The organism is Ottowia sp. (assembly GCF_035325765.1).
In the GTDB taxonomy this organism is placed as follows: Bacteria; Pseudomonadota; Gammaproteobacteria; order Burkholderiales; family Burkholderiaceae_C; genus Ottowia.
Window position 1 is genome coordinate 1 of the sequence record NZ_DAOKZG010000033.1, and the last position, 23,270, is coordinate 23,270.

Consider the following 23,270-nt stretch of genomic DNA (forward strand, 5'->3'; position numbering starts at 1 on the left):
CCCTACGCACCTTGCCGCGCGTTCGAAGACTTACACCACTTGTTGGGACACGAGCGGAATCCGGGGCGGGCGCGCCTTGCCCAGGAAGCTGGCCGAATGAGGTGGATACATGCGATCGTGGGCGCGCGGCCGGCACACCTGGGCCAACGACGCGCAGCAGCGCATCCTTTCGCGCGTCGACGGGCAGCGCACCAACCCGCCGAGGCGACTCGGTGCACACTCGACGGACCCGGCCCCCTGGCCGAGGCCGTAGCGCATCCACCCCCTGCTGCCCCATGACGCCCGATTCATCGTTCGACCCCCTGGCCCGCCCGGAGCAGGCAACTCAGGCGGTGGCGCCGGCGCCGCCATCGTTGCACCGTGCCCTGCGCACGCTCGACATGGGCAGCTGGAGCTACCGCGTGCCCGAGCGCCGGCTCGTGCTCAGCGCCGAGGCACAGGCGGTCCTGCGCGTGCATGCGCCGGTGCCGGAGCAACTCGATCCCCTGCTGGAGGCCTTCACGTCGGCTTCGGCACGGGCGTTGCGCCAGGCTTTCATCGGCTGCATCCAGGCGGGCCGGCCGATCGACGTCGAGGTGCAGTCAGGCGCCAACCCGGCGCACTGGATCCGCTTCGTGGGCGATCGATCGGTCGCGGATGCCGACGCTCCCGCGATCCTGCACGGCGTGGCCCAGGACGTCAGTGCCCGCCACCAGGCGCAGGAGGAAACCCTGCGCCTGGCGATGCGCCTGACGACCACGCTGGCGAGCATCTCGGAAGCCTTCGCCACCCTGGATCGCGACGCGCGCTTCATGTATGTGAACGGCGAGAGCGAGCGTCTGCTGGAACGCCCGGGCGGGGATTTGCTGGGACGTCCCATCCACGAGGTGCTGATGGGACGCAGCGGTGCCCTGCTGCGCGCCGAGATCGAGGGCGCGATGCGCGAAGACCGGCGCGTCGAGTTCGAGGATTACTACCCGGCACTGGGAATGTGGATCGAGGTACGCGCCCACCCCTATGCCGAGGGCCTGGCCGTCTACCTGCGCGACGTCACGGCGCGGCGCGAGGCGCAGGACCACCTGGCCCTGCTGCGCACCAGCATCGCCCGCATCAACGACTGCGTGGTGATCATCCAGGCGATGGGGCCACGCCAGCACGATGCCCGCATCGTCTTCGTCAACGAATCGTTCGAACGCCTCACGGGCCTGGCGCGCATGCAGGTCCTGGGCCGCGGACCCGGCACCCTGCGACGCACCCTGGGCGGGCGCAGTTTTAGCCACTTGCTGCGCGGCGCCCTGCAGGCGCGCGCACATGGCCCGACGCGCCGGGAAGTGCTGCTGGTCCGGGACGGTGCGCCGTCCCAGTGGCTCGATCTCGACGTGGTGCCGGTGCCCGACGCCCAGGGCCCGTTCACGCACTGGGTGGCGGTGGGGCGCGACATCACGGAGCGCAAGCGTGCCGAGCAGCAGATCCACGACCTCGCGTTCTACGATCCCTTGACCGGCTTGCCCAACCGCCAGTTGCTGCTGCAGCGCCTGGCCGCCGCGCTGCGCGAAAGCGCGCGCAGCGGCGAGGAGGGCGCGCTGATGTTCATCGACCTGGACGACTTCAAGCTGTTGAACGACACGCGCGGCCACCCGGTGGGTGATGCACTGCTCAAGCAGGTGGCGATGCGCCTGGCACGCAACCTGCGCAAGACCGACACCGTGGCGCGCTTTGGTGGCGATGAATTCGTGGTCCTGTTGACCGACCTCGGCCCCCAGCCCGAAGCCGCCGCGCGCAAGGCCCAGGCCGTGGCGACCAAGGTGCTGGCCGCCCTGGCCGCGCCCTTCGATCTCGACAGCCACCAGCACCACGGCACCACCAGCATCGGCGTGACGCGCTTCGGTCGTCACGTCACCAGCGCGGACGAACTGCTGCGCCAGGCCGACATGGCGATGTACCAGGCCAAGGCGGCGGGCGGCAACGCGGTGGCCTTCTTCGATCCCGCGATGCAGGCGGCACTCAGCGCGCGCGCCGCGCTGGTCAGCGACCTGCGCACGGCGCTGCAGGAAGGCCAGCAGTTCGTGCTGCACTACCAGCCACAGTTCGACCATGCACGACGCATCGTCGGCGTCGAGGCACTGCTGCGCTGGCAGCACCCGCAACGCGGCGCCATCAGTCCGGCCGAGTTCATTCCCGTGGCGGAGAACAGCGGCCTCATCGTGCCGCTCGGCCTGTGGGTGCTGGAGCAGGCGTGCGCCCAGCTGGCCGCCTGGTCCGACCAGGCCGGACGCGCCGAGCTGAACCTCTCCATCAATGTCAGCGTGGGCCAGTTTCGCCACCCGGACTTCGTGCAGGAAGTGATGGCGGCGGTGCGGCGCCACGGCATCGTCCCGCACCGGCTGCGGCTGGAGCTGACCGAAAGCCTGCTGGTGGATCGCCAGGACAACACGCTGACGCGCATGGCCGCGCTCAAGCAGTTCGGCGTCACCTTCTCGCTGGACGACTTCGGCACCGGCTATTCCTCGCTCTCCTACCTGAAGCGCCTGCCGCTGGACCAGTTGAAGATCGACAAGTCCTTCGTCGCCGACGTGCTGACCGACCCGAGCGACGCGGCGATCGCGCGCGCGGTGATCGACCTGGCCCACAGCCTGGGCCTGCCGGTGATCGCCGAGGGCGTCGAGACCCAGGCCCAGCACGACTTCCTCGCCGCGAGCGGCTGCGACCTGTTCCAGGGCTACCTGCTGGCGCGGCCGATGCCGCTGGCGCAGCTCGAGGCATTTCTGCACCACGCATGAGCAGCGCCCGGGAACGCAGGCTGTGGCCATGACGGCCCAGCACCCGCATCCTGGACAGGGGTGCCACAGCTTGCAGAAACCGTGCGAGGCCCGCCGAGGTGCTGCCTCCCGCGCAAGTCCGTATCCGAGGTGATCGCCCCTTGCACCCGGGCGGTGCGGGTCCCGGCCCACGCGACCGCCGCGCGGCGCGTGCGCGTTCAGGCGCTCTCGCTGCGCCCGCGCGCCAGCAGCACGAGCCAGGTCCCCAGCACGAACGGAAAGGTCAGTGCGGGCACGCCCAGCGTGCCGGCCAGCGTCAGGGTGGCCCCTTGCACCAGCACCGTGAACAGGGTGGCGATCGCGCACAGCGCCAGTGTGCGGCCGCCCGGCGGCAGGAACACGCCACCCACCGCCACTGCGGTCAGCACCGCCGAGTAACCCCACAGGCCGTGCACGACGGGCGCGCGCTCGGCTCCCAGCGCGAGGGCGGCGGCGACCGCCAGCAGCGCGCCTGCAGCGCCCAGCACGGCGGCACGGCGCGACTGCAGCGCCAGCGCCAGCAGGAACAGCGCGCCCGACACCGCGTCGTCGACGAAGAACACCTGGGCCACGCTGGCCAGCACGGCGCGCACCCAGTCCGCCAGGCCGAACGCCACGCTGGCGGCGACGGCGGGCGCCGCCAGGCCGGCTTGCGGCAGCGCAGCGGTTGCCAGGCCGGGCAGGGGATCGGCCGCCAGCAGCACCAGCCAGGTCGTGAGCACGAAGGGGAAGGTCAGGCCCGGCACCTGCCAGGGCCGCAGCAGTTCGGCCAGCGCGCGGGTGACGCCGGCCGAGACCGCGCAGGCAAACACCAGCACGGCCCACATCAGCGGCGTCGGCGCCAGGAATGTGGGGATGCCGGCACCCACCAGCAGGCCGTTGAAGCCGTACAGCCCGGCATCGCGCGCCGCGCGCTCGACGCGCAGCGCCTGGGCCGCGCCGGTGGCGACCAGCACGCCAAGCGCGGCGCCGAGCACCACGGTCCAGGTGGTGCCACCGGCCCAGGCGCCCCAGCCGAGTGCGACGAAGTTCAACAAGCCCGTGTACGGGTTGTTCATGAACATCACCTGACCGCTGCCGCGCAGGCTGCGTTCCAGGAAGCGCCGCGGCGCACGCCGGGCGCGCCGATGCAAGGTGGGTGATGATCCCGAAACGGGCATGGTGATCCGGGCCGGGCGAACTGGACGAGGCGCCATTGTGGCGCCGCGCTACCAGGTGTCGATGAAGCGCGCGCCGGTCGGCGCGACGCGGCTCGACGCCAGCCCGCGCGCCAGCCAGGCGCGCGTCTCGGCCGGATCGATCACGGCATCGATCTCCAGCGTGGTCGCCATGTTGATGGCCGCGCCGTGCTCGTAGCGCTCGGCCAGCAGCCTGGCGTACAGCGCATCGCGCTCGCGCCCGGCAGGCGCGGCTTCCAGCTCCTTGCGATAGCCCAGGCGCACGTAGCCCTCCAGCCCCATGCCGCCGAACTCGCCGGTCGGCCAGGACACGGTGAGCACGGGCGCATGCAAGCCGCCCGCCGCCACCGCCATCGCGCCCAGACCATAGCCCTTGCGCAACACCACGCCGAAGAACGGTACGCGCAGGGCGCCGGCGGTGACGAACAGGCGCGCGACGTGGCGCACCTGGGCCGTGGTCTCGACCTCGGGGCCGACCATGAAGCCGGGGGTATCGATCAGGCTGACGATGGGCAACCCGTGCGCGTTGCACAGCTGCATGAAGCGCGCCGCCTTGTCGGCTGCGGGGGCGTCGATGGCACCGCCCAGGTGCTGCGGATTGTTGGCGATCACGCCGACCGGGCGTCCCTCGATGCGCGCCAGCGCGGTGTGGATGCCTGCGCCAAAGCCCGTGCGCAACAGCAGCAGGCTGCCCTGGTCCACCAGGCCCTGCATCGCGGCGCGTGTGTCGTACACGCGCAGGCGGTTTTCCGGCACCACGGCGCGCAGCAGCCGCTGGTCGGGCGTCACCCAGTCCTTCACCCGGCCCTGGAAGTAGGACAGGTACTGGCGTGCCGCCGCCACCGCCGCGGCCTCGTCCTCGACCAGGATGTCGATCACGCCGCCCGCGTGCTGCACGCTGCTCGGGCCGATCTCCTCGGGACGGAACACGCCCAGGCCGCCGCCTTCGATCATGGCCGGCCCGCCCATGCCGATGTTGCTGGCGCGGGTGGCGATGATGACGTCGCTGCAGCCCAGCAGCGCGGCGTTGCCGGCAAAGCAGTAGCCGTGCACCACGCCGACCACCGGCACCCGGCCCGAGAGCGCGGCGTAGCTCTTGAAGGTGGGCACGTGCAAGCCCGCGATCACCGGCGTGTCGACGTCCCCGGGGCGTCCGCCGCCGCCCTCGGCAAACAGCACGGTGGGCAGCTGCTGGTCCAGCGCGATCGCCAGCATGCGGTCCGTCTTGGCATGGTTGCGCATGCCCTGGGTGCCCGCCAGCACGGTGGCGTCGTAGCTCATCACCACGGTGCGCGCCGCCTCGGCACCGAAGATCATCCCGTTGACGCCGCCGATGCCGGTGATCATGCCGTCGGCGGGCGTGTTGGCGATCAGGTCCTCGACGCTGCGCCGACGCGTCTGCGCCGCGATCGCGAGCTGACCGTATTCGATGAAGCTGCCCTCGTCGCACAGGTCGGCGATGTTTTCGCGCGCGGTGCGCCCGCCGCGCGCATGGCGCCGGGCGACGGCTTCGGGCCGGGCGGCATCGAGCGTGCGCGCATGGCGCTCCAGCACGCGCTGCAGGTCGGCGCGAATGTGGTCTGGATCGTGCACCGCCTGGTCTCGCGTGCTTGTGCCGGGCTCGCCTTCGAGCGGATCGAGCACCAGGATGGCCTGGCCCTGCGTCAGGTAGCCGCCCGGAACCGCCAGCAGCTCGCGCACGCGCCCGGCGTGCGCGGCCACGATCACGTGCTCCATCTTCATCGCTTCCAGCACGGCCAGCTCCGCGCCGGCGGGCACCGCGTCACCCTCGGCCACGCTGAGCTGGACCAGGCGCGAGGGCATGGGCGCGACCACGGCGCCGGCCGGCGCTTGCGCGAGCTGGGCATCGTTGGGGCCGGGTGCACTGCCCGGATGCGTGCGGGTCATCATGGTCTTGGCAGTGGCGAGCAGTTCCGGCAGCACCGCCTCGAGCCAGCGCGTGTGCACCCGCTGGCTCGCCATCTCCGGCCGCGCCGCCAGCGCGCGCAGCAGCGCCAGGTTGGTCGGCAAGCCCTCGATGTGGAATTCCGCCAGCGCCCGCTGCGAACGCCGCAGTGCATCGGCAAAGCCGCCGTGCGCGTGCACCACCAGCTTGGCGAGCAGCGTGTCGTAATGCGGCGAGGGCGTGGCACCGGCATGGCCCTGCGTGTCGACGCGGATGCCGGGGCCGGCCGGCAGGTCGAAACGCGCGAGTTGCCCGCTGCCGGGCGTCGCGTGGCCTTGCGCATCCAGCGTCTCGGCGTTGATGCGCCACTGGATGGCGCAGCCCTGTGGCCGGGGCGGCGCCGTCGGATCGAGCCCGAGCGCGCTCAGCGGGGCGCCGGTCGCAAGCCGGATCTGCGCCTGCACCAGGTCGACGCCAAACACCTCCTCGGTGATGGTGTGTTCGACCTGCAGGCGCGGGTTCGCCTCCATGAAGACGAACGGCAGGTCGGTGACAGCCGGATCGACCAGGAACTCGAGCGTCGCCAGGCTTTGCAGCTTCACCGTGCGCGCCAGCGTGAGCGCGGCTTCGACCAGGCGCGCGCGCAGCGCTTCGGACAGGCTGGGGCTGGGCGCGATCTCGACCAGCTTCTGGAAGCGCCGCTGCAACGTGCATTCGCGCTCGCCCAGGGCGATCACGTCGCGCCCGTCGCCCAGCACCTGCACCTCGACGTGGCGCGCGCCCTCCATCAGCCGCTCGACATACACGCCATCGACGCCAAAGGCGGCACGCGCCTCGCTGCGGCAGCGCGCATACGCCTGCTCCAGTTCGGCCGGCGTGCGCACGGCGCGCATGCCGCGCCCACCGCCACCGCCGATGGCCTTGAGCATCACGCCGGTGCCGCCCTGCGCGGCCAGGAACGCCTGCGCCTCCTGCAGCGTCACCGCGCCGGGACTGCCGGGCAGCAGCGGCACACCGCAGCGCGCCGCCAGGGCGCGTGCCTGGCCCTTGTCGCCAAACAAGGCAAGCTGGTCGGGCGTGGGGCCGATGAAGTGCACGCCGGCCGCCGCGCAGTCGCGCGCGAAGTCGGCGCGCTCGGCCAGGAAGCCATAGCCCGGATGCAGCGCATCGGCGCCGTGCTCGCGCGCGATCGCCAGCAGATGCGCGTCGTCCAGGTATGCTCCCGGCCCCGTGGCGCCCAGCGCCACGGCCTCATCGGCGACCGCCACATGCGGCGCCTGTGCGTCGTCGTCGGCGTACACGGCCAGGCTGGGGATCTCGAGTTCCTGCAGGGCGCGCACGATGCGCAGGGCGACTTCGCCGCGGTTGGCGATCAGGACCTTCTTGAACATGGGCGGTGGCTTTGGGGGGATGGAAACACGAACATCCATGCGCAGAGGACGCGAAGGATCCGCAGAGGACGCAGAAAATCCAAGTTTTCCTTCTGTCTTTTTTGCGGCTTCTGCGAAGTCTCTGCGTACGGCTGTTGGCTGTTGACTGCTGGCCTCCGTCAGTCCAGGTCCTTCAGCAGTCGCCGCAGCACCTTGCCCGACCCGGTGGCCGGCAGGGCGTCGATGAAGCGCACGAACCTGGGTGCCTTGTACTTGGCCATGTGCTCGCGCGACCAGGCGATCAGCTCTTCGGCCTCAAGCGCGGCTCCGGGCTTCTTCACGATGAAGGCCTTGACCACTTCGCCCTTCTCCGGATCGGGTGCGGGCAGCACCGCCGCCTGCGCCACGGCCGGGTGCTTGATCAAGATGGTCTCGACTTCCTCGGGGAACACGCTGTAGCCCGAGACCTTGATCATCTCCTTGAAGCGGCCCAGGAAGGTGAGGTAGCCGTCCGCGTCCAGCTTGCCCATGTCGCCGGTCCAGACCCAGCCGTCCTTCAGGGTCCTCGCGGTCGCTTCGGGGTTCTTCCAGTAGCCCTTGAAGTTGCCCGGCGACAGCAGCGTGATCTCGCCCATCTCGCCGGTCGGGCGCTCGGCGCTGCTGTCGGGATCGACAATGCGGATGGTGACACCCGGCATCGGCTTGCCATGCGTGCCCCAGCGGATGGCATCGAACGGCATGCCGGTGTCCATGGTGTGCGTCTCGGACAGCCCGTAGGCGGCTTCGCAGCTGATGCACGGCCCCCTGGTGAAGGCCTGCCACTGCTGCGCCAGGGCCTCGGTGAAGGTGATGCCGAAGCTGGTGACGGGATTGCGCCGCAGGCTCGTCAGGTCGAGGCGCTCGGCCCCCGGTACCTGCATGCAGGCGACGTTCATCGGCGCGATCGAGTACCAGTGAGTGACGCGGTAGCGGTCGATGGCCTGCAGCACCGCCAGCGGATCGAAGCGGTGCAGCAGGACCTGCGTCGCGCCCACCAGCACCGGCACGTTGACGCCCATCAGCATGCCGGCAATGTGGTAGAGCGGCGCCACCGAGAGCGCCATGTCCTCGGCGGTGATTTCGGCCGACTGGGCCGTCACCTCGGCCTTGAACAGCGCGTTGCCGTAGGAGAGCATGGCGCCCTTGGGCAGGCCGGTGGTGCCGCTGGTGTAGGTCATGAGGGCCACGTCGTCCAGCGACACTGCCACCGGCGCGGGTTTCGAGTCGCCCCGCATGGCGGCCAGGAAGTCCTCGCTGCCGGCCGGCACGGCGCGGCCGGCCTGGCGCTCCGCCAGCAGTTCGGCCGGCACGGCGAGGGTCGGCGCCTGGGGCAGCAGGTCGGCGTAGTGCACCACGAACACGTGCTGCAGGCGGCTCTGCGGGCGCACCTGCTCGACCACCGGCAGCAGGCCCGAGGCGGCGACGATGACGCGCGCGCCCAGGTCGCCCACCTGGTAGCCCAGCTCGTGCTCCTTGTACAGGGGACTGGCCGGGCAGACGGTGGCGCCGATCTTCTGGATGCCGTAGTGGGCGACGAAGTATTGCGGACAGTTGCTCAGGAACAGCACCACCGGCTCGCCCTTGCCCACCCCCAGCGCCTGCAGGCGGGCGGCGAAGGCGTCGCTGGCGCGGTCCAGTTCGGCCCAGCTCAGGGTGGCGCCGTACCAGACGAGCGCGGTGGCCTCCGGGCGCGTGCGCGCGTGGGCGCGCAGGATCTCGTGCAGGGGTTGGCGGGTCGGCGTGGAGGCGGAATTCGCGTTCATGGCGCGTGCGGATTGAAGGACGGAGTCTGGAACGTCGGCCTGCAGGGTCAGTCCTGCGGCTGCAGGAACTCGGCGAGGTGGCGCGCCACGGCGTCGGGCGCCTCCTCCTGCACGAAGTGGCCGGCGTCGATGGCATGCAGCGCCGACAGTTGCTGGAAGGCGTCCGCGCTGCCGTCCAGGTATTCCGGGATGATCACCGGATCCTGCTTGCCGTAAATGTAGAGCGCCGGCATGGGGTACTTGCGTCCGGCGTGCAGGGCCCAGCGCCGCGCGTCGGCCGGCATGGCGCGGTAATAGCTGGCGCCACATCCGGGCGTGCCGGGGATGCGGAACATGCGGATGTATTCGCGCAACGCCTCCTCGGGGATCTGGTGCCCCGCCTGGCCCTTGCGGAAGCAGAAATCCAGCCAGACATCCTCGCGTCCGGTCACGAGCCGCTCGAACAGGTCGCCCGGCATGCGCTGGAACTGCTGGTACCAGGCCTGCAGGTTGCCGCCGTCGCGAATCTTCTGCGTGCCCGCGCGCAGGCCTCGGGCATGGTTGATGAGCACGATGTTCAGCAGGCACAGGCTGCGCACGCGCTCGGGCCTGGCCAGCGCCATCTCCTGCGCCACCACGCCGCCCCAGTCGTGGCCGACGAGATGGAAGCGCTGCACGCCCAGGACATCGAGCACGGAGAGCACGTCCTGCGCCAGCTGCTGCTTCTCGTAGGCCGCCACGCCCGGCGTGCGCTCGCTGTCGCCCAGGCCGCGCAGGTCCGGGGCGATGATGCGCCAGCGCTCGGGCAGGCGCGCCGCCACCGGGGTCCAGCAGTACGAGTTCTCGGGCCAGCCGTGCAGCATCACCAGCGGGATCCCCGCCCCGGATGTCATGCGCACGTGGAACCGGCCCCGGGAAGTGGCCAGGTCGTGTCGTTCGCTCAGTTGCATGCTCGCCTCCGATGTCGATCCGCACAGCGCTCCAACTCGCGGCCCTGCAGACCCAGGGCGCAAGCATGACACAGGGCCTCGGCGCGCCGAGTCACCTGCGTGTCGGGTTGCGCTTGACGCCGCCGGCAGCGGCGCTCAAGCTCGGCGCCAGTCGCGCGTTTCCGCATTCCAGCACAGGAGCCCCCATGGAGATCACCGATCGCATCGTCGTCGTTACCGGCGCAGCCGGCGGCATTGGCCGCGCGCTGGCGCAGGCATTCGCGCAGGCCGGCGCGAAGAAGGTGGTCTGCGCCGACCTGGACGGCGCCGGGGCCCACGCCACGGCCGGGCAGGTGGGCGGCATCGGCCGTGCGGTCGACGTCGCGCGCGAGGCCGACATCCAGGCGCTGATCGAGCACACCGAAGCCGAGGTCGGCCCGATCGACCTGTTCTGCTCCAACGCCGGCATCTTCACCGCTGGCGGCCCCGAAGTCGACAACACCGCCTGGCAGCGCATCTGGGACATCAACCTGATGGCCCACGTCTGGGCCGCGCGCCACCTGCTGCCACGCATGATCGCGCGTGGTGGCGGCTACTTCCTCAACACCGCCTCGGCCGCGGGACTGCTGTCGCAGGTCGGCTCGGCGCCGTATTCAGTCACCAAGCACGCCGCCGTCGGCTTCGCCGAATGGCTGGCGTTCACCCACGGTGACCAGGGGATCAAGGTGTCGGTGCTGTGCCCGCAGGCCGTGCGCACCGCGATGACGCGCGGCCACGAGGAGCACGTGGCCAGCATCGACGGCATGCTGGGGCCCGACGCGGTGGCCCAGGCCTGCCTCGACGCCATCCGCGCGGAGACTTTCCTCGTGTTGCCCCATCCCGAAGTGCTGCAGTACATGCGCAACAAGACCGACAACTACGACCGCTGGCTGGGCGGCATGCGCAAGCTCAACCGGCGCTACGCCGGGGCCTGACCCAGGGCAACGCTGAACAAGCCCCACGCGGGAGCCCCCGGACGTGCGGTATCGTTTCGCACGTTGCAGCCGGGGGGCCACACCTGCCCGAGGACGCCCGTGATCCGGGCCGTCAGGAGCTGCTGCGCCGCCGGCGCACATGAAGCGAGGACACGCGATGGAGATTCTGGTTCTGGGACTGATCCTGTTCCTGGGCACGCACTCGGCGCGCATCGTCGCCGAGGATGGGCGCAAACGTGCCATCGCACGCTGGGGCGAAGGCGCCTGGAAGGGCCTGTACTCGGTGCTGTCCCTGCTGGGCTTCGCGCTCATCGTCTGGGGCTTTGCGCGGGCGCGCCAGCAGCCCGTGGTGCTGTGGGCCCCGCCCGCGGGGCTCAAGCACCTGAACGCGCTGTTCACCCTGCTCGCCTTCATCCTGCTGGCCGCCACCTACCTGCCGCGCAACCAGATCAAGGCCCGGCTGCACCACCCCATGGTGCTGGGCGTCATGCTGTGGGCGCTGGGTCATCTGCTGGCCACCGCCACGCTGGCCGACGCGCTGCTGTTCGCCGCCTTCCTGCTCTGGGCCGCGTTGAGCTGGCGCGCGGCACGCCAGCGCGATCGCGCGCTGGCGACGGTCTACCCACCCGGGCGCCTCGCGGCCACGCTGGCGACGCTGCTGGTGGGCGTGCTGGCGTGGGTGGCGTTCGCCTTCTGGCTGCACGCGGCCTGGATCGGCGTAGCGCCGTTCGCGCGCACGCTGTAGGCGGCGGCTCGGAAAGATGACAAATGACCCCGGCTCGCGCCGGCATGACGAATGACCGCTCCTTGAAGCGCAGCGAAGTCATCCGTCCTTGATCGTACGCGCGCCAGTTCCCATCAAACAGTGGGGCGCGCCTCGAAGCCTGCCAGCGCTTCGTCTGTCGCCAGCTCGACCACCCGCACCTCGTCGACACGCGCGCGCTCGGGCCCGCGCCGGGCCCAGTCGGTCAAGGCCTGCACGCCCTCGGGCGTGCCCCGCGCCAGCGCCTCGACCGAACCGTCGGCGCGATTGCGCACCCAGCCGTGCACGCCCAGGCGCCTGGCTTCGCGCACCATGCTGGCGCGGTAGAACACGCCCTGCACGCGGCCCGTGATGGTCAGGTGGCGGGTGATGGTTTTCATGTGCATCGGATGATAAGACGCCGCCGCGTGCCTATAGTGCCGAGACGTGCCGCGCGCGGCTTCTGCATGGCGTGACACGCATGTTCCCATGAAGCGACTGGCCCGCGCCCTGCCTGAAATCGATCGCGACCGCTGCACCGGCTGCGGCTGGTGCGTGGCGGCATGCCCGCCGCATGTGCTGTCGCTGCACCTGCTGGACGGACGCAAGAGCTCGGCCCTGGACGATGCCGCGGGCTGCACCGGCTGCGCCCTGTGTGCGGTGCGCTGCCCGTTCGATGCCATCACCATGAAGCGGATCAGCAACTCCGGGCCCATGGTCGCTGCCCTGGCCACGGGATAGCGCAGCGCGCGGCCAGGCGCACACGGATAATCCGACGATGACGACCGAAGCCGCACTCACGACCCTCGACACCACGCGCGTCGACGACATCCGCATCCGCGCCGTGCGGCCACTGGTGACGCCGGCGCTGCTGCAGGAGTGGCTGCCGCCACCGCGCGCCGCGCAGGACCTGGTGGAAACCAGCCGCGGCGCCATCTCGCGCGTGCTGCACGGCGAGGACAACCGCCTGGTGGTGGTGGTCGGCCCCTGCTCGATCCACGACCACGAGCAGGCGCTGCAGTACGCGGCGCGCCTGCAGGCCGAGGCGGCGCGCCACGAGAACGAGCTGCTGGTGGTGATGCGCGTGTACTTCGAGAAGCCGCGCACCACGGTGGGCTGGAAGGGCTACATCAACGATCCGCGGCTGGACGGCAGCTACGCCATCAACGACGGCCTGCAACTGGCGCGCCGCCTGCTGCTCGAGGTGCTGGAGCTGGGCCTGCCGGTGGGCACCGAATTCCTCGACCTGCTCAGCCCGCAATTCATCAGCGACCTGGTGAGCTGGGGCGCGATTGGCGCACGCACCACGGAAAGCCAGAGCCACCGGCAACTGGCGAGCGGCCTGTCGTGCCCGGTCGGTTTCAAGAATGGCACCGACGGCGGCGTCCAGGTGGCGGTCGACGCCATCCTGGCCGCGCAGGCACCGCACGCCTTCCTGGGACTGACCAAGATGGGACAGGCCGCCGTGTTCGAGACGCGCGGCAACGACGACTGCCACGTCATCCTGCGCGGCGGCAAGGTGCCCAACTACGGGCACGACGACGTGCTGGCGGCGTGCGCCCTGCTGGGCGCTGCCGGCCTGCGCGAGCAGGTGATGATCGACTGCTCGCACGCCAATTCCAGCAAGCAGCACCGGCGCCAGATCGAGGTCGCGACCGACGTCGCCGGCCAGGTGGCGGCGGGCGAGCGCCGCATCATCGGCGTGATGCTGGAAAGCCACCTGCACGAAGGCCGCCAGGACCTGGTGCCCGGTCGTCCGCTCGCACCGGGCGTCTCCGTCACCGATGCCTGCATCAGCTTCGAGCAGACCGCACCGGTGCTGGAGCAGTTCGCGGCTGCGGTGCGCGCGCGCCGGGCGGTGGCAAGATGAGCACTTGATCGTGCCGGGCGCCGTGGATGAACCTGGGCCTGCCTGGCCGGGCACCACGATCTCGCCCGCGCAGAACCACCATCCAGGGCCGTGCAACAGGCCATGGCAGCGCACCCAGCGTGCGGACCGAGCCTGGCCAATGGCAGTGGCCTCCTGGGGGGCAGCCGCGGCACTGGCGCAGGGGCCGACCTACCTCAGGGGCACGAAACTGTAGCCGCCGTGGGTCGTGACCTGGATGTCGTCGGGCTGCTCGCCGCGACACACGCGCTGCATCACACCCGCCACCGGGATCACCATCACGCCGCCCGCGCCGAGCTGGTCGACCAGGGCCTGGGGCAGGGTGTCGGGCTCGGCCGACACCAGGATGCGATCGAACGGCGCCAGCGCCGGCAAGCCCAGCACGCCCGGCTCGGCGGCCACGATGGAGGCCCAGGGCTGGCCGGTGGCCGCCAGGTTGGCGGCGCCGAAGCGCACCAGTTCGGGCTCGAGTTCGACGCCGTGCACCGCGCCCGTGGGGCCGACCAGGTGCGCCAGCAGCGCCGTGGTCCAGCCCGAGCCGGCGCCCACGTCCAACACGCGCATGCCCGGGGCCACGCCCAGCAGTCGCAGCATCGCCGCCACCGTGCGCGGTTGTGAACTGGTCTGGCCGCAGCCGATCGGCAGCGGTCCGTCGTAGTCTGCCTCGGCCTGCAGGTGTGCCGGCAGGAAACCGGTGCGCGGGTGCGCGGCAAAGGCCGCATCCACCGAATCTGCTTGTGTCACCCTGTGCTCCTGCGACTCGCCGCCCGGCCGGCACGCTCAGCGCCGACGCGTCCCACCCGTGGGCATCGGCCCCCGATTGGCCAGGTGGCGGAAGCTGATGCGCCCCTTCGACAGGTCGTAGGGCGAGAGCTCCAGCGTCACGCGATCCCCCGCCAGGATGCGAATGTGGTTCTTGCGCATCTTGCCGGCCGAATAGGCGACCAGTTCGTGGCCATTGTCCAGCGTCACGCGAAAGCGCGTGTCCGGCAACACCTCGTTCACCACGCCCTGCATTTCGATCAGTTCTTCCTTGGCCATGCGCCAGCTCCTCGATCAGATCGCGCAAACCCAGGGTGGGAGGCTGCGCACGCAATCGCGCTGCAGGCACTCGGCACGAACGGACACGCCAGCGCAACGGCGATGCCGCACAGGCTCGTCACACCCGGCCCCGACCGTGCGATCGGGGATGGGCAGGCTCCCGTGCGCGATCCGACTCCACGCCGGATGCACCCGCCGCTGACGCGTCCCGTCCGCCTCGGTGCTGGACCCCGCCATGCCGCGAGACCCATCACCCTCCGGCCCGATCCGATTTCAGCAAGTAGTTCAATCAAGCGCGAATTTTAAGCACATTGCAGGCCCCGCAGCTGCATATTTGAGAGTGCGTGCGCCCCGGCTGCTGGTGCCGCGCGACAGTTCGCCGGCGACACGGCGGCCGCGAATCCATTGCGCCCGATTCGGAGCCAAGGTCACGCCACCGACAGCTTCGTGCAAGCAAGCACTCACACCTTCGAAACCCCGGCATTTTGATCGATGCCCCGCACTGGCAATGATCCCAAATCCGGCAGTTGACCGCCGATCATCGTCTTCAAACCCGCATGCATATTGGCTTCGACTGCCCTGATGACGTTCACCTGTTGGGTGAGGACGCATCCAACTGCCGGATTTGGGATGATTCAGGATGTCGGGCGGGACGCTTCGGGCGGATCAATCGGTCACGAACGAACGGCGCCCGCCCTCAGTTGCGCGCGCCGCGCCCGTGGCCGTTCGGGGCCGTCACGGGCTTCTCGTCCAGCACCTTGGCCGTGCTGCGCCCGGCCGCTTCGCTTGGCTTGGGCAGCACGCAACGCAGGCGCTCGCCCTGGCCCCGCAGGGTGAGCAAACGCGAAGAGATGTCGTCGAGCACGGGCGGCGGCAGGGGTTGCTGGAACTCGAAGTCCAGCCGTTCCACCTCGGCCGCCAGATAGGCGCACAAGGCCTGGTGCTGCGCCGGGTCGTCCGCCCCCGGCGACGCCAGCGGGTGCGCGGTGGTCGTTGCCGCGGCGGGCGCCGTTGCGGGCACACCCGCATCCGCCGTGAAGCCCGGCGGGCAGGGCTGGTTGCTGAACAGCACCTCGCTGCCCCGCACGCAGCGGTGGATCGCGTCACCCCGCACCGCTGGCGCCATCGGCTCCGCCGTGGGCGCGACCATGGGGGGCGCGTCGGCCGTGCCCGCCGGATCGGCGTCCGGCAATGTCGGCATCGGCGACGGCGCTGGCGCGCGGCCCTCGGCCACGGCGCGGCGCTGCTCGACATCGTGCACAAACCAGTCGTAGGCACGCCAGCCCGCCAGCAGCAGGATCAGCACCGCGATGGCCGGCACGATGACGCGGCGTGCCAGCGCGCTGGCGGGCTTGGCGGGGGCTTGCGTGCTGGTCGGACTCATGGCCTCGGCGTCGGTGCGCGACCCTGATCATACGGGCAAGCCCCTGCGTGCAGGAGAGCCGTGTCCAGCCAGGGACGTGCTCAGGAGGCGTGCACGAATCCGGCGTGGCCGGCAAAGCCCTCGGAACCCGCCCGCTCCGCATTGCACATGCGCGCCGCGGCCCGGGTCAGGACTGCGCGCTGCGCCTTGGCCGGGCAGGTTCTGGCGCTCAGGACGGGCATGAGGGATTCGATCACGCCCTCTCAGGTCTCCAGCAGTTCGCTCACCTGCAGCGGCCTCTGGCGTCCGCGCAGGGCCACCGAGCCGATCGAGCGCGTCGGCAATCGACTGTGCAGGGCCGCCTGGGTGGTCTCAGAAATCAGGATGCGCGTGCCGAGCGTGCGGTTGAGATCCTCGACCCGGCTGGCCACGTTCACGGTGTCACCCAGCGCCGTGTAGGACAGTCGGTCGGCCGAGCCCAGCACGCCTGCCACGACCGGGCCGGTATGGATGCCGATGCAGGTCTCGAAACAGGGCTTGCCGGCCGCGCGCCAGCCTGCGTTCAGCGCGTCCAGTGCCTGCTGGAGCGCCAGTGCGGCGCGGCAGGCCTGCAGGGCGGCGTCCGGCAATGGCGCCGGTGCGCCCCAGAGCACCAGGATGCCATCGCCGATGAACTTGTCGATGGTGCCGCCATGGCGGCCGATGACCTCGGCGGCGACGTTGAAGTACTCCGTCAACTGAGCCACCAATTGCTGGGGCGCCAGCGTCTCGGCGATGTGGCTGAAGCCGCGCACGTCGGTGAACATCACGGTCAGCTCGCGCGGCTGTCCGCTCGGTCCCAGGCTGTCGCCCTGGTCGATCAGCTTGCTGACGATGTCCACCGGCACGAACTTGGCGAAGGCGTCCAGCGCGCGCGCCGATTCGTCCAGCGCCTGATCCAGATGATGGAGCTCGAGCACGCGGCTGTCCACGCGCTGCAACTCGGCGCCGCGCAGCTGGCCGATCAGGCGCGCATTGCGCGCGAGCTGCTCGATCGGCCGCGTCACGCCACGCGCCATGCGCAGCGACAGCAGCAGGGCCAGCGCCAGGAAGCCGAGCGCCGCGCCCAGGGCCCACAGCACGCCGCCGCGCAGGCGGCCCAGCACCTCGCGTTCGGACACCCAGCTCACCAGGGCCCAGCCGGTGCGTGCCACGAGCGAGGTGCGCACGAAATAGGTTTCCCCGTCAAAGTGCATGGAAAAACTGTTGCGCACATCGGGCGACAGGCGCAGCTCGTAGACCACGGCTGCCAGCACGTCCCCCGAGGGCACTGCCAGTTCGGTCACCGGCGTGTCCCGGTCGCTGCGCGCCAGCACGGCATCCTGGCCGCTGAGCAGGGCGCTCTGGCCAAGTCCGGCGCGGCTGAACTGGCGCACGAACTCGGACAGGCGCCCGAGCGTGAAATCGACCGCCACCACCTGGGTGCGATCAGCGCCGGCCTCGATGCGCTGCTCGGCAATGGCGTAGGTCACGCCGAGTTCGCGCGCGGCATCGAACAGGTAGGGCGCGCTCCAGAACGGCCGGCCACTCTGCGTCGCACCGAGGTACCAGGCGCGTGCCAGCGGGTTGTACTGGGTCTGGCGCTCCACCACGCGCTGGGTGGCGAAGCGCTCGCTGGCACTGCCTCCGTAGCCCTCGGCCAGCTTGTATTCCCAGCGTTCCTCGGTGTGGTCGGCCTCGCGCGCGATGCGCCGCACCGCCGGCTCGGGGTAGCGCAGCACCATCAGCATGCGGCCCAGGTCGTTGGCCACGTACACGCTGTCGAGTTCCGGCGTCTCGGCCAGCACCGTCCACATCAGCCGGGCCGAGGCATTGCTGGCCGGGCCCACCGGCTGCAATTCGGGCGTGGCCGAAAGGATGCGCGCTGCCGCGACCCCCTTGTCCAGGTAGGCGCGGATGCGCTCCTCGACGCGCTGGTGGTCGGCTTGGTGCACCGAGGCCGCCAGGGTGCCGACGATGCGCTGCACGCCCCAGTAGCCCAGGCCGATCAGCAGGGCTGCCTGGCCCAGGACTCCCACCGTGATGATGGTGCCCAGGTCGACCCGCAGGCGCCGCAGGCGCGCATCGCGTGCCCCAGACCGGACTTCAGGCATGGACTTCTTTTGTGCTGGAAGGCCTGGTGCGCGGATGCCGCCTGCGGCGATCAGCCCTGCGCGGCCAGGCTTGCCTTCTCCATCTTGTCCGGCAGTTCGATCTTCACCTCGAGCACCTCCAGATCGTCCAGGCGCTCCAGGTTGACCTTGATGTCCTTCGGGTCGATCGGCACGTACTTGCTGATCACGGCGATCAGGTCGCGCTGCAGGTCGGGCAGGTAGTCGGGTGCGTCGCTGCCACGACCGGCGCGCTCGTGGGCCAGGATGATCTGCAGCCGCTCCTTGGCGACGGCCGCCGTCTTCTTCTTTTCGCCGAGAAAAAAGCGCAGGAAGGACATGGCTTCAGCGTCCCCCGAACAGGCGCTTGAAGAAACCGGGCTTCTCGGCCTCGACGTAGCGCATGGGTTTCTCGGCACCGAGAAAGCGGTCGACCACGTCCTGGTAGGCCCCGGCCACGTCGGTGCCCTTCAGGTGCACCGCGGGCACGCCCTGGTTGGAGGCCTGCAGCACCGCCTCGCTCTCCGGGATCACGCCGATCAGCTTGATGCGCAGGATGTCCTGGATGTCGTCGAGGCTGAGCATCTGGCCGTCGGCCACGCGGTTCGGGTTGTAGCGCGTGATCAGCAGGTGTTCCTTCACCGGCTCCTTGCCGTCGATGGCGCGCTGGGTCTTGCTGGCGAGCATGCCCAGGATGCGGTCCGAGTCACGCACGCTCGAGACCTCGGGGTTGGTCACGACGATCGCCTCATCGGCCCAGCGCATGGCCAGCAGGGCCCCCGACTCGATGCCGGCGGGCGAATCGCAGACGATGTATTCGAAATCCATGTCGGCCAGGCCGTCGAGCACCTGCTTGACGCCTTCCTCGGTCAGCGCGTCCTTGTCGCGCGTCTGGCTGGCCGCGAGGATGAACAGGTTCTCGCACTGCTTGTCCTTGATCAGCGCCTGCGTCAGGTTGGCCTCGCCCTGGATCACGTTGATCAGGTCGTACACCACGCGCCGCTCGCAGCCCATGATCAGGTCGAGGTTGCGCAGGCCGACGTCGAAGTCGATCACCACGGTCTTGTGGCCGGCCAGCGCCAGGCCGGCGGCAAAGGCGGCACTGGTGGTGGTCTTGCCCACGCCACCCTTGCCGGAAGTCACGACGACGATTCTTGCCATGTCAGAGCACCCAGGTTCGTACAGGGAAGTTGTTGAAATCAGGGCAGCAAGGCCGCCATGCCCGTCCATGCCGCGCGGGGCTGGAGCAGCCCCTGCGTGGTTGCGTGGAAGACGAAATGCAGTGCTGCCGGAGGTGCGTCATGTCAATCCGTGATGGCCTGAAACACCAGCTTGTCGCCGTCCTCGCCGCTCGCGAGCGACACCCAGGCCGCGTGGCTCCACACCGATTCGGGCAACGGCTCCTCGCTGGTGCGGTAGACCCCGGCGATCGACACCAGTTCAGGCTGCATCGCACGCGCGAAGATGCGCGCCTCGTCCCAGCCGCGCGCGCCGGCAATGGCGCGCCCGCGCAGCGGCGCGTAGACATGGATGTGGCCGTCGGCAATGACCTCGGCGCCGGCATTCACCATTGCCAGCAGCACCAGGTCGCGTCCGCGCGCATAGACCTGCTGGCCCGAGCGCAGCGGCCGCTCGACCACCAGCGCACCCGGCAACGGCGCTTCGGGCACGGCCACTGCCTGGCTGCCGCCCTGGATGCGCAGGTCCGGCGCGTCCGGCAGTCCCGCCGCAGCCGCTGCGGCCATCTGCTCGGCACTGCCCCCGCGCACGCCAATCGGGTGCAGCCGATAGCCGCGCAGCAGCGCCACCAGTTGCGCGAAATCGATCGCCTGCCCGGCCTGATCGGGCGCCAGCGTGGCCAGATCGATCACCAGCAGTTCGTTGGCGAAGAAGTCGGGCAGTTCGCCGTAGTGCGCCTGCAGTTCGTCAGCCAGCAGGTCCAGTTCCGCCGATTTCAGGCGCAGCGCCAGCGCGGACAAGTTGGCGCTCTTGATCTCGAAGGTAGCGGGGCTGCGGCCGGCGACGGCAACGGACATGGAAGGGGGATGCAGGAGCGGCCAGCCCGGAAATCAAGCGGCCAGAAAACGGGCGCGCCGATCTTACCAGCCGCTTGCGTGGCAAGCGGTCTCCGGCCAGCCTCAATGTAACCAGATGGCAGGCGTTCCCCCGCTGTCTTTCTGTTCTTGAATTTCCTGTGAAACAGGTAGTAGTCGTAGTAGAAGGTCGACCGTTTTGTGGACAAGCGGAAAAAGCCGGCTCTTGACAGGCACTTGCGGCACGGTATCGGCTGGGGACAGCGGTGCCTTGGCCAAGGCGTGCGGTGGGGACAAGATGGCACGCGATGACGCGCCTGTGGACAAGCGGCCATCTGTGCTGGAATTGTCCACAGGCTTGTGCGCGCGGCGCTCAACGATCGATGATCCACTGGATCACGCCCTTGGCGATGAAGCCCAGCATGCCGAAGGCCAGCGCCAGGAACAGCACGAAGGTGCCGAACTTGCCGGCCTTGGATTCCCAGGCAAGCTGGGCGATGATGAACAGCATGTAGAGCATGAACGCGCCGACCCCGAAGGTCAGGCCGAACCAGGCGATCTGCTCCTCGCTGAAGCCGAACATCACGCGTTCCCCTCGGGGGGCAGGCGTTCGGGCAGGCCGCTCGCGTCGACCAGCTCCCGGTAGGCATGCCAGCTGGCGTGGCCGAGCCAGGGCAGGGTGAGCACCAGCCCCGCCAGCAGCGGGGCCAGGCCCAGCAGGGTGAGGGCCATCAGCAGGGTCGCCCACAGGGCCAGCGGCAAGGGGTTGACCAGCACCGCCTGCCAGCTCGTCAGTACCGCCTGCAACACGTCGACGCGGCGGTCCAGCAGCAGCGGCATGGCGACGACGCTGGAGGCAAACAGCGGTGCCGCCAGCAGCGCGCCCAGCAGCAGCCAGAGCTCGAACAGACCGGCGTCCGGCTGCAGCACCACATGACGCAGGAAGTCCATCGGCGCCTGCACCGGCGCCGGCGCCAGGGCCGTCACCAGGGCGGCCGAGGTCAGCACCCAGCCGGTGGCGGCGAAGGCCAGCAGCAAGCCGAAGCGCACCAGCGCCCAGTAGCCGCCATGCGCCGCAAAGCGCGAATGCTGCCAGCGCGTCCAGGTGCGCGCGATGGTCGGCCAGCCCACCGCCTCATCGCGTTCCAGCGCGCGCGACAGCGCATACAGGCCGGTGGCCAGCACCGGCGCGACGATCAGGAAGCCGGAAAAGGCGCCTGCCAGCAGCCAGAAACGGTCGCCCAGTGCCAGCACCAGCACCGCGCCCAGGAACGCCAGCAGCAGGCCTTGCAGCAGGCTCCAGGGACCGCAGCGCCAGAGGTCACGCCAGCCGAGCGCCAGCCAGTGCAGCGGGGCGCTGGGCGCCACGCGCCGGATCGGCGGCAACGGCAGTGCGCCGCGCGGCGGGCGCGGCGGCAGCGGAGGCAGGGGGTGGGTTGCGTGCGGCACAGGGCCGCAGCATAAGCGAGTTGGGACCAGGGGGTGCCGGACATGGCCCGGCGCAGGCGGCGTGCAGCCTCATCCAGCCGTCGATGGCGCCGGTCGATGTGGACGGCGACCGGCGGCGCGAAGAGCGCCGGGGCCGCGGCAGCAGGTCCGTGAAATCCTCATCGGGCCCTGCATGTCGCGGCATACCGGCATTCAGGAACGACCCCACCCGCCGCGCGGGCCAGGGCCGCGATGCATGCCGCCCCGGGCGTGGCGCATGGACTGCGCGTCGAAGGTCTTCTGCTGCTCCGGCGTGAGCTGGCCGTAGAAGTTCTTGATCGCCTCGCCGCGCTGCTTCATGCGCGCCTGGCGCTCCTCGGCGCGTTGCTGCATGCGGTCGATGCGTTCGGGCGTGGTGAGCTTGTCGAGCTCGGCGCGATCGAAGCGCCGGCGCTGCTCGGCCGTGGGCGGCTGCATGGCGCTGGCAAACTGGTTCCAGGCGTTTTCCTGGGCTTCGCTCAGCTGCAACTGGCCCTTCAGCTCGTTCATGCGCTGGGCATGGCGCTCGGCCATGCGTTGCTGCATCTGGGTCGAGTCCATCTGGTGCTGGTGGCGGCCCCAGTTGGCCGGGCGGCCGGCCTCCAGCGGCGCGGCCTGGGCCAGCGTGGCGGCGCCCACTGCGCCGGCGGAGGCAAGCATGGCGGCGATGCAGAAGCGTCGGCGATGCTGTTTCATGTCAATCTCCTTTCAAGGGTGGCAATCGATCGAAGCGAGTCGGGCCAGGTTCGGGATCGGACCTGGGACTCGGCTTGAGAGGCAGTGTGCGCTCCCCATGTGTCGCGTGCTTGGCGCCACCATGTCGGTTTGTAAAGAGGCGCAAAGTAAACCGTGAGCGGCGGGTTGATCGCGTTCGGTCATCCCCGTTTTCGCACGAATCTTCGCCCTGGCCACCCCAGGGGTGGCGCCGAACAGGCGGAACGGAGTCATCCACTGGATGAGCGCGCCTTGTGCCTGCCCGCGGCAGCAACGCACTCAACCAATGACCGGATCGAGGGCTTATGTGGGCGGGCGCGGATTCAGGATCGTTGGCCGGTGCCGGCGGCCAGGTCGTCCAGGATCGGACACTCGGGGCGCGCGTCGCCGTGGCAGTGGTGCAGCAGGTTGCGCAGCGTGCGCTGCATGTCCATCAGCGCGGCGATGCGCTCTTCCAGTTCGCCCAGGTGCTGCTGGGCGATGCGCTTGACGTCGGCGCTGGCGCGTGCGCGATCGTGCCACAGGCTGACCAGCTCGGCGATCTCGGCCATCGAGAAGCCCAGCTCACGCGCCCGCTTGATGAAGCGCAGCGTGTGCACGTCGGCGGCGGTGTACTGGCGGTAGCCGCTGTCGCTGCGCGCCACCGCGCCGAGCAGGCCCAGGGCCTCGTAATGGCGCACCATCTTGGCCGACACGCCGGAGGCGCGTGCGGCCTGGCCGATGTTGACCGGCCCGCTCGCGACGGCGGTCTTCATGCCGCCACGGCGTAGCCTTCCTCGCGGATGGCGGCGGCCAGGGCCTCGCGCGGCTGGCTGCTGCCGCTGACCTCGACCCGGTTCTGGCTGCGGTCGATCTGCACCTGGGCCTGCGGGTCGAGCTGCAGCAGGGCGCGCTTGATGCTGGCCTCGCAATGGCCGCAGGTCATGCCGGTGACGGTGAAGCTCTGGTTCATGGCTGTACTCCGGTGAATGGAAGATG

Annotated in this window: 23 protein-coding genes; 5 read left to right on the forward strand and 18 right to left on the reverse strand. The window is 70.2% G+C overall.

What is annotated here, in order from left to right:
* Positions 1-275: 275 nt before the first annotated feature.
* Positions 276-2,759, forward strand: coding sequence for an EAL domain-containing protein (locus PKA16_RS11045; protein WP_324403242.1), 2,484 nt, complete (start codon positions 276-278; stop codon positions 2,757-2,759).
* 197 nt (positions 2,760-2,956) lie between these two features.
* Here PKA16_RS11045 and PKA16_RS11050 read toward each other — a convergent pair whose 3' ends face one another.
* The 4 genes from PKA16_RS11050 to PKA16_RS11065 all read right to left on the reverse strand — a co-directional run bounded on the left by PKA16_RS11050 (position 2,957) and on the right by PKA16_RS11065 (position 9,962).
* Positions 2,957-3,973 (reverse strand): urea transporter, encoded by a 1,017-nt coding sequence (locus PKA16_RS11050; RefSeq protein WP_324403244.1) that lies wholly within the window; start codon positions 3,971-3,973, stop codon positions 2,957-2,959.
* A 12-nt stretch (positions 3,974-3,985) separates the two neighbouring features.
* Positions 3,986-7,252, reverse strand: coding sequence for a carboxyl transferase domain-containing protein (locus PKA16_RS11055; protein ID WP_324403246.1), 3,267 nt, complete (start codon positions 7,250-7,252; stop codon positions 3,986-3,988).
* Positions 7,253-7,410: 158 nt separating this feature from the next.
* Positions 7,411-9,033, reverse strand: a complete 1,623-nt coding sequence (locus PKA16_RS11060; protein ID WP_324403248.1) for an AMP-binding protein — start codon at positions 9,031-9,033, stop codon at positions 7,411-7,413.
* A gap of 47 nt (positions 9,034-9,080) precedes the next feature.
* Entirely contained in the window at positions 9,081-9,962 is an 882-nt protein-coding gene (locus PKA16_RS11065) for an alpha/beta hydrolase (protein ID WP_324403250.1), read from the reverse strand.
* A 185-nt stretch (positions 9,963-10,147) separates the two neighbouring features.
* Between PKA16_RS11065 and PKA16_RS11070 the strand changes: the two genes are divergently transcribed.
* Together PKA16_RS11070 and PKA16_RS11075 are read left to right on the forward strand one after the other, a co-directional pair.
* Positions 10,148-10,915: an SDR family oxidoreductase gene (locus PKA16_RS11070; protein ID WP_324403252.1), complete on the forward strand. Its 768-nt coding sequence runs from the start codon at positions 10,148-10,150 to the stop codon at positions 10,913-10,915.
* Positions 10,916-11,072: 157 nt separating this feature from the next.
* Positions 11,073-11,660 (forward strand): NnrU family protein, encoded by a 588-nt coding sequence (locus PKA16_RS11075; RefSeq protein ID WP_324403254.1) that lies wholly within the window; start codon positions 11,073-11,075, stop codon positions 11,658-11,660.
* Between the two features lie 113 nt (positions 11,661-11,773).
* Here PKA16_RS11075 and PKA16_RS11080 read toward each other — a convergent pair whose 3' ends face one another.
* Positions 11,774-12,064, reverse strand: a complete 291-nt coding sequence (locus tag PKA16_RS11080; protein ID WP_324403256.1) for an acylphosphatase — start codon at positions 12,062-12,064, stop codon at positions 11,774-11,776.
* A gap of 82 nt (positions 12,065-12,146) precedes the next feature.
* On the opposite strand from PKA16_RS11080, the gene PKA16_RS11085 reads away from it, so the two are divergent.
* Together PKA16_RS11085 and PKA16_RS11090 are read left to right on the forward strand one after the other, a co-directional pair.
* Positions 12,147-12,398 carry a 4Fe-4S binding protein gene (locus tag PKA16_RS11085; RefSeq protein WP_324403258.1) on the forward strand — a complete coding sequence of 84 codons (252 nt, stop codon included), beginning with the start codon at positions 12,147-12,149 and terminating at the stop codon, positions 12,396-12,398.
* Positions 12,399-12,435: 37 nt separating this feature from the next.
* Entirely contained in the window at positions 12,436-13,527 is a 1,092-nt protein-coding gene (locus tag PKA16_RS11090) for a 3-deoxy-7-phosphoheptulonate synthase (RefSeq protein WP_324403260.1), read from the forward strand.
* Between the two features lie 189 nt (positions 13,528-13,716).
* Here PKA16_RS11090 and PKA16_RS11095 read toward each other — a convergent pair whose 3' ends face one another.
* From PKA16_RS11095 to PKA16_RS11155, 13 genes are all read right to left on the reverse strand, one after another.
* Complete coding sequence (locus tag PKA16_RS11095; RefSeq protein WP_324403262.1) at positions 13,717-14,289, reverse strand: protein-L-isoaspartate O-methyltransferase; 573 nt, start codon at positions 14,287-14,289, stop codon at positions 13,717-13,719.
* A gap of 36 nt (positions 14,290-14,325) precedes the next feature.
* Entirely contained in the window at positions 14,326-14,586 is a 261-nt protein-coding gene (gene infA, locus PKA16_RS11100; protein WP_324403264.1) for a translation initiation factor IF-1, read from the reverse strand.
* 697 nt (positions 14,587-15,283) lie between these two features.
* Entirely contained in the window at positions 15,284-15,970 is a 687-nt protein-coding gene (locus PKA16_RS11105; protein ID WP_324403266.1) for a hypothetical protein, read from the reverse strand.
* Positions 15,971-16,050: 80 nt separating this feature from the next.
* Positions 16,051-16,206, reverse strand: a complete 156-nt coding sequence (locus tag PKA16_RS11110) for a hypothetical protein (RefSeq protein WP_324403267.1) — start codon at positions 16,204-16,206, stop codon at positions 16,051-16,053.
* Between the two features lie 6 nt (positions 16,207-16,212).
* Positions 16,213-18,081 (reverse strand): adenylate/guanylate cyclase domain-containing protein, encoded by a 1,869-nt coding sequence (locus PKA16_RS11115; protein WP_324403270.1) that lies wholly within the window; start codon positions 18,079-18,081, stop codon positions 16,213-16,215.
* 50 nt (positions 18,082-18,131) lie between these two features.
* Positions 18,132-18,419 carry a cell division topological specificity factor MinE gene (gene minE, locus PKA16_RS11120; RefSeq protein ID WP_324403272.1) on the reverse strand — a complete coding sequence of 96 codons (288 nt, stop codon included), beginning with the start codon at positions 18,417-18,419 and terminating at the stop codon, positions 18,132-18,134.
* A 4-nt stretch (positions 18,420-18,423) separates the two neighbouring features.
* Positions 18,424-19,239 (reverse strand): septum site-determining protein MinD, encoded by an 816-nt coding sequence (gene minD, locus PKA16_RS11125; RefSeq protein WP_324403273.1) that lies wholly within the window; start codon positions 19,237-19,239, stop codon positions 18,424-18,426.
* 143 nt (positions 19,240-19,382) lie between these two features.
* The gene (gene minC, locus PKA16_RS11130; RefSeq protein ID WP_324403275.1) at positions 19,383-20,114 is read right to left on the reverse strand and encodes a septum site-determining protein MinC; all 732 of its coding nucleotides are present in this window, start codon (positions 20,112-20,114) and stop codon (positions 19,383-19,385) included.
* A gap of 370 nt (positions 20,115-20,484) precedes the next feature.
* Complete coding sequence (locus PKA16_RS11135) at positions 20,485-20,694, reverse strand: DUF2788 domain-containing protein (RefSeq protein ID WP_324403277.1); 210 nt, start codon at positions 20,692-20,694, stop codon at positions 20,485-20,487.
* Entirely contained in the window at positions 20,694-21,488 is a 795-nt protein-coding gene (locus PKA16_RS11140; RefSeq protein ID WP_324403295.1) for a DUF2189 domain-containing protein, read from the reverse strand. Before PKA16_RS11140 ends, PKA16_RS11135 begins: the two co-directional genes overlap by 1 nt.
* A gap of 264 nt (positions 21,489-21,752) precedes the next feature.
* Positions 21,753-22,274 carry a Spy/CpxP family protein refolding chaperone gene (locus PKA16_RS11145; RefSeq protein WP_324403278.1) on the reverse strand — a complete coding sequence of 174 codons (522 nt, stop codon included), beginning with the start codon at positions 22,272-22,274 and terminating at the stop codon, positions 21,753-21,755.
* 341 nt (positions 22,275-22,615) lie between these two features.
* The gene (cueR, locus tag PKA16_RS11150) at positions 22,616-23,047 is read right to left on the reverse strand and encodes a Cu(I)-responsive transcriptional regulator (RefSeq protein WP_324403280.1); all 432 of its coding nucleotides are present in this window, start codon (positions 23,045-23,047) and stop codon (positions 22,616-22,618) included.
* Positions 23,044-23,244: a heavy-metal-associated domain-containing protein gene (locus tag PKA16_RS11155; protein ID WP_324403282.1), complete on the reverse strand. Its 201-nt coding sequence runs from the start codon at positions 23,242-23,244 to the stop codon at positions 23,044-23,046. Before PKA16_RS11155 ends, cueR begins: the two co-directional genes overlap by 4 nt.
* Positions 23,245-23,270: the final 26 nt, after the last annotated feature.

Excerpts from the sequence above, each read along its gene's own strand:
- PKA16_RS11055 (WP_324403246.1), bottom strand. The coding sequence starts at position 7,252 with ATGTTCAAGAAGGTCCTGATCGCCAACCGCGGCGAAGTCGCCCTGCGC.
- PKA16_RS11145 (WP_324403278.1), bottom strand. The coding sequence starts at position 22,274 with ATGAAACAGCATCGCCGACGCTTCTGCATCGCCGCCATGCTTGCCTCC.
- PKA16_RS11105 (WP_324403266.1), bottom strand. The coding sequence starts at position 15,970 with ATGAGTCCGACCAGCACGCAAGCCCCCGCCAAGCCCGCCAGCGCGCTG.
- PKA16_RS11050 (WP_324403244.1), bottom strand. The coding sequence starts at position 3,973 with ATGGCGCCTCGTCCAGTTCGCCCGGCCCGGATCACCATGCCCGTTTCG.
- PKA16_RS11080 (WP_324403256.1), bottom strand. The coding sequence starts at position 12,064 with ATGCACATGAAAACCATCACCCGCCACCTGACCATCACGGGCCGCGTG.
- PKA16_RS11115 (WP_324403270.1), bottom strand. The coding sequence starts at position 18,081 with ATGCCTGAAGTCCGGTCTGGGGCACGCGATGCGCGCCTGCGGCGCCTG.
- PKA16_RS11155 (WP_324403282.1), bottom strand. The coding sequence starts at position 23,244 with ATGAACCAGAGCTTCACCGTCACCGGCATGACCTGCGGCCATTGCGAG.
- PKA16_RS11045 (WP_324403242.1), top strand. The coding sequence starts at position 276 with ATGACGCCCGATTCATCGTTCGACCCCCTGGCCCGCCCGGAGCAGGCA.
- PKA16_RS11070 (WP_324403252.1), top strand. The coding sequence starts at position 10,148 with ATGGAGATCACCGATCGCATCGTCGTCGTTACCGGCGCAGCCGGCGGC.
- minD (WP_324403273.1), bottom strand. The coding sequence starts at position 19,239 with ATGGCAAGAATCGTCGTCGTGACTTCCGGCAAGGGTGGCGTGGGCAAG.
- PKA16_RS11065 (WP_324403250.1), bottom strand. The coding sequence starts at position 9,962 with ATGCAACTGAGCGAACGACACGACCTGGCCACTTCCCGGGGCCGGTTC.
- PKA16_RS11075 (WP_324403254.1), top strand. The coding sequence starts at position 11,073 with ATGGAGATTCTGGTTCTGGGACTGATCCTGTTCCTGGGCACGCACTCG.
- PKA16_RS11090 (WP_324403260.1), top strand. The coding sequence starts at position 12,436 with ATGACGACCGAAGCCGCACTCACGACCCTCGACACCACGCGCGTCGAC.
- minC (WP_324403275.1), bottom strand. The coding sequence starts at position 20,114 with ATGTCCGTTGCCGTCGCCGGCCGCAGCCCCGCTACCTTCGAGATCAAG.
- infA (WP_324403264.1), bottom strand. The coding sequence starts at position 14,586 with ATGGCCAAGGAAGAACTGATCGAAATGCAGGGCGTGGTGAACGAGGTG.
- PKA16_RS11085 (WP_324403258.1), top strand. The coding sequence starts at position 12,147 with ATGAAGCGACTGGCCCGCGCCCTGCCTGAAATCGATCGCGACCGCTGC.
- minE (WP_324403272.1), bottom strand. The coding sequence starts at position 18,419 with ATGTCCTTCCTGCGCTTTTTTCTCGGCGAAAAGAAGAAGACGGCGGCC.
- cueR (WP_324403280.1), bottom strand. The coding sequence starts at position 23,047 with ATGAAGACCGCCGTCGCGAGCGGGCCGGTCAACATCGGCCAGGCCGCA.
- PKA16_RS11060 (WP_324403248.1), bottom strand. The coding sequence starts at position 9,033 with ATGAACGCGAATTCCGCCTCCACGCCGACCCGCCAACCCCTGCACGAG.
- PKA16_RS11135 (WP_324403277.1), bottom strand. The coding sequence starts at position 20,694 with ATGTTCGGCTTCAGCGAGGAGCAGATCGCCTGGTTCGGCCTGACCTTC.